Here is an 8993-nt window from a genome sequence, read left to right on the forward strand (position 1 = left end):
CGTGAGGCCAGCCAGTCTGGGTTCCCGCCTCCGCGGGAATGACGGTGGTGGGGCGGGGGGCTTACTTCGCCAGCACGGCCGACTGGTCGACCGCGACCACCGGCAGCCACACCGCGCTCGCCGTCGCGCCGCCGCGTTCGATCGTTACCGTCGCCTTCTTGTAGTCCGCCTTCTTCGCAAGGAAGATGTTGGGGACGAAGGTCTGCGGGTTGCGGTCGTAGAGCGGGAACAGGCTCGACTGGACCTGCACCATGATCCGGTGCCCCGGCTGGAACACGTGGTTCACCGTCGGCAGGCGGAACTTGTAGCGCTGCGTCTTGCCGACAGGAATCGCACTCGGCTTGGCGAAGCTGTCGCGGTAGCGGCCGCGGAAGATGTCGAGGCTGATCGGCAGTTCATAGCCGCCCATCTTCGGATCGCTCGCGACCTCGTCGGGATAGACGTCGATCACCTTGACGACGAAGTCGGCATCGGTCCCCGTCGTCTTGGCATAGATGTCCGCGATCGGCGCGCCCGACACGCGGACCGGGGTCGTCAGTACGTCGGTCGTATAGGTCATCACGTCGGTGCGGCCATCCACCCCGCGCTGGTCGCTGACCAGCCAGTCGCCCCAGCGGCCGTCGCCGAAATTGACCGGGCGCGGCAGATGCGGGACGGGCTTGGCGGGGTCGGAGACATAGCTGTCGCCGCCGCTCGCGGCCTTGGTGAAGCCCAGCCCGCCCTCGGCACCGAGGTAGATCGGCTTGAGAGGCGCGGCACAGCCGCTCTCGCAGGCGAGTGGCCAGGTCGACAGCCTGTCCCAGTGATTCTCGCCGGTGTTGTAGATCGCGGCGGCGGGCAGCGTGACCGCGGGGCCGTCCTTCAGATACTGGTCGAACATCGGCAGCACCATCTGTTCGCGGAACTGCTGCGCGGTGTCGCCGTCCCACTGGAACGGGCCGAGGCTGCGGCCGTCGCGATTGACCTGGCTGTGCCGCCACGGACCCATGACGAGATGGTTGTTGCCCATCTTGCCCTTCGCCTTCAGCGCCTCCCACGCGGTGATCGCGCCGTACATGTCCTCCTGATCCCACAGCCCCTGTTCCCAGAGCGTCGGCACGTTCGAAGGGTTGGCGGCGAGCAACTTGTCGAGCGCCTGGCCCTGCCAGAATCCGTCATAGGCGGGATGTGCGACCATGCGCTGCCAATAGGGAAGCTGGTCGTATCCCGACGCCTTGGCCCAGTCGCCCGCCGAGCCGATGCGACGGAAATTCTCGTAATCGTCATAGCCGCCGGTCGGCGGCGCCTTGCCCGCGCCCTTGTAGCCGGTCTGGCCGCCGAGCCAGGCGATGTTGGCGAGGCGGAACGCGCCGTAATGGAACCAGTCGTCGCCCATCCAGCCGTCGATCATCGGGCTTTCTGGCACCGCGGCCTTGAGCGCGGGGTGCGGGTTGAGCAACGCCATGACGACGGTGAAGCCCTCATAGGACGACCCGATCATGCCGACGCGGCCGTTCGATTCGGGCAGGTTCGCCTTGTTCACCAGCCAGTCGATCGTGTCATAGGCGTCGGTGACGTGATCGACCTTGGTCGGGTTGAGCGGGCCGATCACCGGGCGCGTGACGACATACTCGCCCTCCGAGCCATATTTGCCGCGGACGTCCTGATAGACGCGAATATACCCGCCCTTGACGAACATCTCGTCGGCAAGCGGCAGCGTCGAGAGGATGCTTGGGCTGTCCATCCGCGTCGCGCGCGACTTCGCGTCATACGGCGTGCGCGTCAGCACGATCGGCGCGTTGGCCAGCCCCTTGGGATAGACGATGACGGTGTAGAGCTTCGTCCCGTCGCGCATCGGGACCATCACCTCGCGCTTGACGTAGTCGCGGTTGGCGGTGGCGGGGACGAACTTGGCGGGGACATCGCCGCCGGCGGGGGCAGTCTTGTCAGAAACAGTCTGGGGCACCTGCGCCGACGAAACGGTGGCGAGCGCGATCGAGGCAAGAAGGACGAGCTTGAGGGTCATGAAACGCTCCGGAAGAGGATGCGGCCAAGCTAGGCGCAATTGTCGCGCGGGGGCAATCGGGTTCGTGATCGATCAGCCGCGTGCGTACCGCTTGAAATGTCGGCCGCTTGCTGGATGATGCGCCGAAACAACCGGGGGGTATCATGGCGCGCAGGGCAAAGGGATCGTGGCGGCCGTTCATCCAGGCCTTGCCGATCCTGATCGTCGGCTATGTCTCGACCATCCTGATCTGCGCGGCGCTGTTTGCGACGTTCGAGGGCAAGCCGGTCGATGTCGGCATCTGGTGGTCGTTCGTGACCGCGATGACGATCGGCTATGGCGACGTGTTTCCGGTGACGATGGGGGGCAAGATCGTCGCGGTCGCGCTGATGCATGCGGTACCGCTGTTCCTCGTACCGCTGCTGACCGCGAAGATGGCGGCCAAGATGATCGTCGACAGCGACGCCTTCACGCATGCCGAGCAGGAGGAGATCAAGTTGGCGCTCGCGCGGATCGAGGCGATCCTTTCGCGCGAGCCGCGTCAGCCCTAGTCGGCGACCAGCACCGCGCGCTCACGGCCGACGAGTGCAACGAGCCAGTCGGTAAAAGCGCGGATCGCGTCGAAACGGCCGGTGTCCTGGTGCGTCACCAGCCAGAAGGCGCGGCTGATGCGGATGTCGGGGAGGATCGCGACAAGCCCGGGATAGGCCTCGCCGATGAAGCAGGGGAGCACGCCGATGCCTGCGCCGGCCGCAATCATGTGCGCCTGCGCGTTGATGCTCGACGAACGCAGCACGGGGTCGCGGACGCCCGGGATCTCGTCGAGATAGCGCAGCTCGGGCGCATAGACGATATCGGGGACATAGCCGATCATCCGCCGGTCGCGCAGGTCGGCGATGCCGTGGACCGGACCGTGCGCCGCGAGATGCTCCGCCGATGCGTAGAGCCGCAGCGTATAGTCGGTGAGCTTGCGCGTCCGCAGCGGACCGCGGCGCGGGCGGGCGAGCAGGACCGCGACGTCGGTCTCGCGCCGGGTCGGGTTGAGGAAGCCGCTGGTCGCGACGAGATCGACCGCGAGCTTGGGATGCGCCTGTGCGAGCGTGCCGAGATGTCGGCTGACGAACCAGGTGCCGAACCCTTCGGCGACGCTGACGCGGATCGTGCCGTCGACCTCGGTCCGGCCCGCAGGCGGGGTACGGATGTCCGACGCGATCGCCGCCATCGCGGTCGCGCGCGCGAGCAGGTCCTCGCCCGCGCTGGTCAGGATCTGGCCGTCGGGACCCTGTTCGAACAGCCGCTGGCCAACCGCGGTCTCGAGCCGGCGGAGGCGGCGGCCAACCGTCGTCGCATCGACGCCAAGGCTCGCCGCGGCACGGCCAAGCTGCTGCGCGCGGGCGACTTCAAGGAAGATCGGCAGGTCGCTCCAGTCCATGCCGGCTGCAAATATGCAGCTCGCGCCTGCAAGTCTATCGCTTGTGTCGTGCGGGATGCGGTGGTGTAGAGGCCGCAAAACAAGGAGAGGCGCCATGACCGTTCGCACCATCGAGCATCTGATCGCAGGCGGCACCGCGGGTGGACCGTCCTCCGGCGGCGGCCGCAGCGGCGACGTGTTCGATCCCAATAGCGGCGAGATCCAGGCGCGCGTGACGCTGGGCACGCAGGCCGACCTCGACCGGGCAGTCGCCGCCGCGCAGAAGGCGCAGCCGGGCTGGGCAGCGACCAACCCGCAGCGCCGCGCGCGCGTGATGTTCGAGTTCAAGCGGCTGGTCGAGGCGAACATGGATGAGCTCGCGCGGCTGCTGTCGTCCGAGCACGGCAAGGTGATCGCGGACTCGAAGGGCGATATCCAGCGCGGGCTGGAGGTGATCGAGTTCTGCTGCGGCATCCCGCACATTCTCAAGGGCGAGTATACGCAGGGCGCGGGGACGGGGATCGACGTCTATTCGATGCGCCAGCCGCTCGGCATCGGTGCCGGGATCACGCCGTTCAACTTCCCGGCGATGATCCCGCTGTGGATGAGCGGGGTCGCGATCGCGACGGGCAACGCGTTCATCCTGAAGCCGAGCGAGCGCGATCCGTCAGTGCCGGTGCGGCTGGGCGAGCTGTTCCTCGAGGCGGGGCTGCCCGAGGGCATCTTCCAGGTGGTGCACGGCGACAAGGAAATGGTCGATGCGATCCTCGATCATCCGGCGATCTCGGCGGTCAGCTTCGTCGGCTCGTCCGACATCGCGCATTACGTGTACCGCCGCGGCGTCGAGGCGGGCAAGCGCGTCCAGGCGATGGGCGGAGCGAAGAACCATGGCATCGTCATGCCCGACGCGGACCTAGACCAGGTCGTCGCCGACCTGTCGGGCGCAGCGTTCGGGAGCGCTGGCGAGCGGTGCATGGCATTGCCGGTGGTGGTGCCGGTCGGCGAGAAGACGGCGATTGCTTTGCGTGAGAAGCTGATCCCGGCGATCGCCGCGCTGCGCGTGGGTGTTTCGACCGACAATGACGCGCATTACGGCCCGGTGGTGAACGCGGCGCATCGCAGCCGCATCGAGAACTGGATCCAGACGGGTGTCGACGAGGGTGCGGAACTGGTCGTCGACGGGCGCGGGTTCGAGCTGCAGGGGCATGAGAAGGGGTTCTTCATCGGGCCGTCGCTGTTCGATCACGTCACCACGGAGATGTCGGCGTATAAGGAGGAGATCTTCGGGCCGGTGTTGCAGATCGTCCGCGCCAGGGATTTCGAGGAAGCGGTGCGGTTGCCGAGCGAGCATCAGTACGGCAACGGCGTCGCGATCTTCACACGCAACGGCCACGCCGCGCGCGAGTTCGCGGCGCGGGTGAATGTCGGGATGGTGGGAATCAACGTGCCGATCCCGGTGCCGGTCGCGTATCACACGTTCGGCGGCTGGAAGCGCAGCGCGTTCGGCGACACCAACCAGCACGGCATGGAGGGCGTGAAGTTCTGGACCAAGGTCAAGACGATCACGCAACGCTGGCCCGATGGCGGGGTGGGTGATGCCGCCAACGCGTTCGTCATTCCGACGATGGGGTAATCGGATTGATCTTTCCTTCTTCCGTCATCCTGGACTTGATCCAGGATCCAGAGCCATCGAGCGCAACGCCCGTGGCTCTGGATCCTGACTTTCGTCAGGATGACGGGGTGGGGAGGGGGTCGAAGCCCCAGTCTTCGGCCAGATCGCGCCAGGTCGGGTTGTCCGTCTCGATCAGCGTGGTCTTCCACGACCGTTTCCAGACCTTGAGCTGTTTCTCGCGCGTGATCGCCGCGTCCATCGTGTCTGCCATCGCAAACCAGACAAGCCGGTTCACGCCGTATCGCTTTGAGAACCCGTCGAACATGCCGTCGCGGTGCTGAACGATCCGCGCCATCAGGTCGGACGTGACGCCGATGTAGAGCGTTCCGTTGCGCCCGCTCGCCATGATATAGACCGCGGGTTGCCTAGCCATATCCTTCCCCCACCCCGTCATCGTGACGAAAGTCAGGATCCAGAGCCACAGGCGCCAGCATTCGCCGCTCTGGATACTGGGTCAAGCCCAGTATGACGACACAGGAAAGCCCGATGACCAACCAGTTCGACCTCACCGACGACCAGCGCGAGATCCAGGAGCTCGCGCGCCGCTTTACCGCCGACCGGATCACGCCGCATGCGGCCGAGTGGGACGAGAAGCACATCTTCCCGCGCGACACGATCAAGGCGGCGGCCGAGCTCGGTTTCGCGGCGATCTATGTCAGCGAGGAGAGCGGCGGCATCGCGCTCGGGCGTCTCGAAGCCGCGTTGATCATGGAGGCGATGTCGTATGGGTGTCCGTCGACCAGCGCGTTCATCAGCATCCACAACATGGCGGCGTGGATGATCGACCGGTTCGGCTCGGCCGCGGTGAAGGACAAGTATCTCCCCGATCTGGTGACGATGGACCGGCTGGCGAGCTATTGCCTGACCGAGCCGGGCTCGGGCTCCGACGCCGCCGCGCTCAAGACGCGCGCGGTGCGCGACGGCGACGACTGGATCGTGACAGGATCGAAGCAGTTCATCTCGGGCGCGGGCGAGAATGAGGTGTACGTCACCATGGTCCGCACCGGGGAGGACGGGCCCAAGGGTATTTCCTGCCTCGTGATCGAGAAGGACATGCCCGGCGTGTCGTTCGGTGCGAACGAGAAGAAGCTCGGCTGGCATTCGCAGCCGACTCGGCAGGTGATCTTCGACGGCGTCCGCGTGCCGGCGGCCAACATGGTCGGCGGCGAGGGCGAGGGGTTTCGGATCGCGATGATGGGGCTCGACGGCGGGCGGCTTAACATCGGCGCCTGCTCGCTTGGCGGGGCGCAGCGGTGTCTCGACGAGGCGATCGCCTATACGCGCGACCGCAAGCAGTTCGGCAAGCCCATCGCGGACTTCCAGAACACGCAGTTCATGCTGGCCGACATGGCGACCGAATTGGAGGCGGCGCGCGCGCTGCTCTATATCGCGGCGGCCAAGGTCACGGCGAACGCGCCCGACAAGACCAAGTTCGCGGCGATGGCGAAGCGGCTGGCGACGGACACCGGCTCGTCGGTGGTCGACCGCGCGTTGCAGCTGCACGGCGGCTACGGGTATCTGCAGGATTACCCGATCGAACGCTTCTGGCGCGACCTGCGTGTGCATTCGATCCTCGAGGGTACCAACCAGGTCATGCGCATGATCGTCGGCCGCGAGCTGACCCGGCAATGATGGATATGGTCACCGACTGCCGAACAGCATCCACCCCGGCGGAGGCCGGGGTCCAGGTGGGGGACGCGAATCGGCTTGGTGACATCCTCTGTTACATCGACCTTTCCAACTGGACCCCGGCCTTCGCCGGGGAGGTGATTTATGAATGACCTGATCACGACCGTCGAAGGGCCTGTCGGCCGGCTTCGGCTGAATCGGCCCAAGGCGTTGCACGCGCTGAACCTTGCGATGTGCGAAGGCGTGCTGGAGGCGCTTGAGGCGTGGCGCGGGGATGCGTCGGTTGAGGCGATCGTAGTGGATCACGCCGAGGGTCGTGGGTTCTGCGCCGGGGGCGATATCCGGATGCTGGCCGCGTCGGGCGCCGGCGACGGCGTCGCGGCGCGCGCGTTCTTCCATGCCGAGTATCGGATGAACCACCGGCTGTTCGTCTATGCCAAGCCGATCGTCGTGTTCATGGACGGGATCACGATGGGCGGCGGCGTCGGGCTCGCTTTGCCGTGCGCGTACCGGGTGGCGACCGAGAATACGAAGTTCGCGATGCCCGAGACGGGGATCGGGCTGTTCCCCGATGTGGGCGGCGGCTGGTATCTGTCGCGGCTGCCCGGGCGGATCGGGCAGTATCTCGCGCTGACCGGGCACCGGCTCGATGGCGCGGAGTGTGTCGCGCTGGGGTTGGCGACGCATTATCTGCCGGGCGACACGCTCGACACCGCCAAGGCGCGGATCGCGGAGACGCCGCAGGATATTGCTGGCGTTCTGAACGCGCTGTCGACCGAGGCACCCGAAGCGGCGATACTTGCGCGCAAGGACGATATCGACCGGTTGTTCGCGTCCGATGTGCTCGAGGAGATCTATGCCGCGCTCGACGCCGATGGTGGTGAGTGGGCCGCGAAGACGCTTGCGACGCTCAAGACCAAGTCGCCGCAGACGATGAAGGTGTCGCTCCGGCTGCTCCGCGAAGGCGCGGCGATGGCGAGTTTCGCGGACGAGATGAAACAGGAATATGCGGTCGGCGCGCATGTCGTGCAGCGGCATGACTTCATCGAGGGCGTGCGCGCGGTGATCGTCGACAAGGACAATGCGCCGCGCTGGGATCCGGCGACGCCCGAGGCGGTGAGCGATCACGTGATCGACCAGATCTTCGCGCCGTTGCCCGAGGCCGAGGCGTGGACGCCGGGCTAATCCGTCATCGGGACGAAAGTCGGGATCCAGAGCCAGGTACGATAACGCTCGTGGCTCTGGATCCTGGATCAAGTCCAGGATGACGATGCTTATTGGAGACTGAGATGGCCGATTACGAAACGATCCTCGTCGAGCAGCGCGGTGCGGTGACGCTCGTCACGCTAAACCGGCCGCAGGCGCTCAACGCGCTCAACTCGCAGGTGCTCGCCGACCTGATCGCCGCGTTCGCCGCGTTCGATGCGGATCCGTCGCAGGGCTGTGCGGTGCTGACCGGTTCGGCCAAGGCGTTCGCGGCGGGCGCGGACATCAAGGAGATGCAGAGCCAGGGCTTTGCCGACATGTATGCGAGCAACTTCTTCGCCGGCTGGGAGCAGGTGACGCGGACGCGCAAGCCGATCATCGCCGCGGTCGCGGGCTATGCGCTGGGCGGCGGCTGCGAGGTCGCGATGATGTGCGACTTCATCCTCGCCGCCGACACCGCCAAGTTCGGCCAGCCCGAGATCAAGCTCGCCGTCTCCCCCGGCATGGGCGGGTCGCAGCGCCTCACGCATGCGGTCGGCAAGGCCAAGGCGATGGAGATGGTGCTGACCGGGCGGATGATGGATGCGGTCGAGGCCGAGCGCGCCGGGCTGGTGTCGCGGATCGTGCCTGCCGACGAGCTGGTCGAGGAGGCGGTAAAGACCGCAGCCGCCATCGCCGCAATGGCGCCACTGGCGGTGCTGGCGAACAAGGAAATGGTCAACGCGGCGTTCGAGACGGGGCTCGCGATGGGCGTCCAGTTCGAGCGGCGTCTGTTCCACGGCCTGTTCGGCACCGCGGATCAGAGCGAAGGCATGGCAGCGTTCGTCGAGAAGCGCGCGGGGGCTTGGACGGGCAAGTAGCGCGGCCACCCGTCATCGTCGCTGCCCGTCATCCTGACGAAAGTCAGGATCCAGGGTTACTGGCGGTGTCGTTCCTGGCTCTGGATCCTGACTTTCGTCAGGATGACGGGGTTGGGGGCGTGCGGGACCTAGTCGCGGATGACGCTGTTGGATCGCGAGCGGCACAGTCGCCGCGGCAGATTTAGGAGAGAGAACATGGCACGGATCGGATTCATCGGGCTCGGCAACATG

The 8993-nt window shown here is 66.4% G+C and carries 8 protein-coding genes; 5 read left to right on the plus strand and 3 right to left on the minus strand.

All coding sequences use genetic code 11. The annotated features are described in order from the left end of the window. Window positions 1-61: 61 nt before the first annotated feature. Window positions 62-2005 carry a CocE/NonD family hydrolase gene (locus tag sphsw_RS06285; protein WP_031439855.1) on the minus strand — a complete coding sequence of 648 codons (1944 nt, stop codon included), beginning with the start codon at window positions 2003-2005 and terminating at the stop codon, window positions 62-64. 143 nt (window positions 2006-2148) lie between these two features. Between sphsw_RS06285 and sphsw_RS06290 the strand changes: the two genes are divergently transcribed. Beyond that, window positions 2149-2535: a potassium channel family protein gene (locus sphsw_RS06290; RefSeq protein WP_042466673.1), complete on the plus strand. Its 387-nt coding sequence runs from the start codon at window positions 2149-2151 to the stop codon at window positions 2533-2535. Here the strand turns inward: sphsw_RS06290 and sphsw_RS06295 are convergent. Next, on the minus strand, window positions 2532-3416 hold the full coding sequence (locus tag sphsw_RS06295) for a LysR family transcriptional regulator (protein ID WP_031394236.1): 885 nt from the start codon (window positions 3414-3416) through the stop codon (window positions 2532-2534). The genes sphsw_RS06290 and sphsw_RS06295 overlap by 4 nt on opposite strands. 94 nt (window positions 3417-3510) lie before the next feature. Between sphsw_RS06295 and sphsw_RS06300 the strand changes: the two genes are divergently transcribed. Further along, window positions 3511-5028, plus strand: a complete 1518-nt coding sequence (locus sphsw_RS06300; protein ID WP_031439857.1) for a CoA-acylating methylmalonate-semialdehyde dehydrogenase — start codon at window positions 3511-3513, stop codon at window positions 5026-5028. 94 nt (window positions 5029-5122) lie between these two features. Here the strand turns inward: sphsw_RS06300 and sphsw_RS06305 are convergent, their stop codons facing one another. Further along, on the minus strand, window positions 5123-5440 hold the full coding sequence (locus sphsw_RS06305) for a GIY-YIG nuclease family protein (protein WP_031439858.1): 318 nt from the start codon (window positions 5438-5440) through the stop codon (window positions 5123-5125). Window positions 5441-5553: 113 nt separating this feature from the next. Here sphsw_RS06305 and sphsw_RS06310 point away from each other — a divergent pair, with 113 nt between their 5' ends. The 3 genes from sphsw_RS06310 (at window position 5554) to sphsw_RS06320 (ending at window position 8762) form a co-directional block, all read left to right on the plus strand. Beyond that, complete coding sequence (locus sphsw_RS06310) at window positions 5554-6699, plus strand: acyl-CoA dehydrogenase family protein (RefSeq protein ID WP_031439859.1); 1146 nt, start codon at window positions 5554-5556, stop codon at window positions 6697-6699. 141 nt (window positions 6700-6840) lie between these two features. Continuing rightward, window positions 6841-7881 carry an enoyl-CoA hydratase/isomerase family protein gene (locus sphsw_RS06315; RefSeq protein ID WP_031439860.1) on the plus strand — a complete coding sequence of 347 codons (1041 nt, stop codon included), beginning with the start codon at window positions 6841-6843 and terminating at the stop codon, window positions 7879-7881. A 104-nt stretch (window positions 7882-7985) separates the two neighbouring features. Then, window positions 7986-8762 carry an enoyl-CoA hydratase gene (locus sphsw_RS06320; protein ID WP_031439861.1) on the plus strand — a complete coding sequence of 259 codons (777 nt, stop codon included), beginning with the start codon at window positions 7986-7988 and terminating at the stop codon, window positions 8760-8762. Window positions 8763-8993: the final 231 nt, after the last annotated feature.

Origin of the sequence: Sphingomonas sp. FUKUSWIS1, assembly GCF_000733135.1 — a bacterium.
GTDB lineage: Bacteria > Pseudomonadota > Alphaproteobacteria > Sphingomonadales > Sphingomonadaceae > Sphingomonas > Sphingomonas aerolata.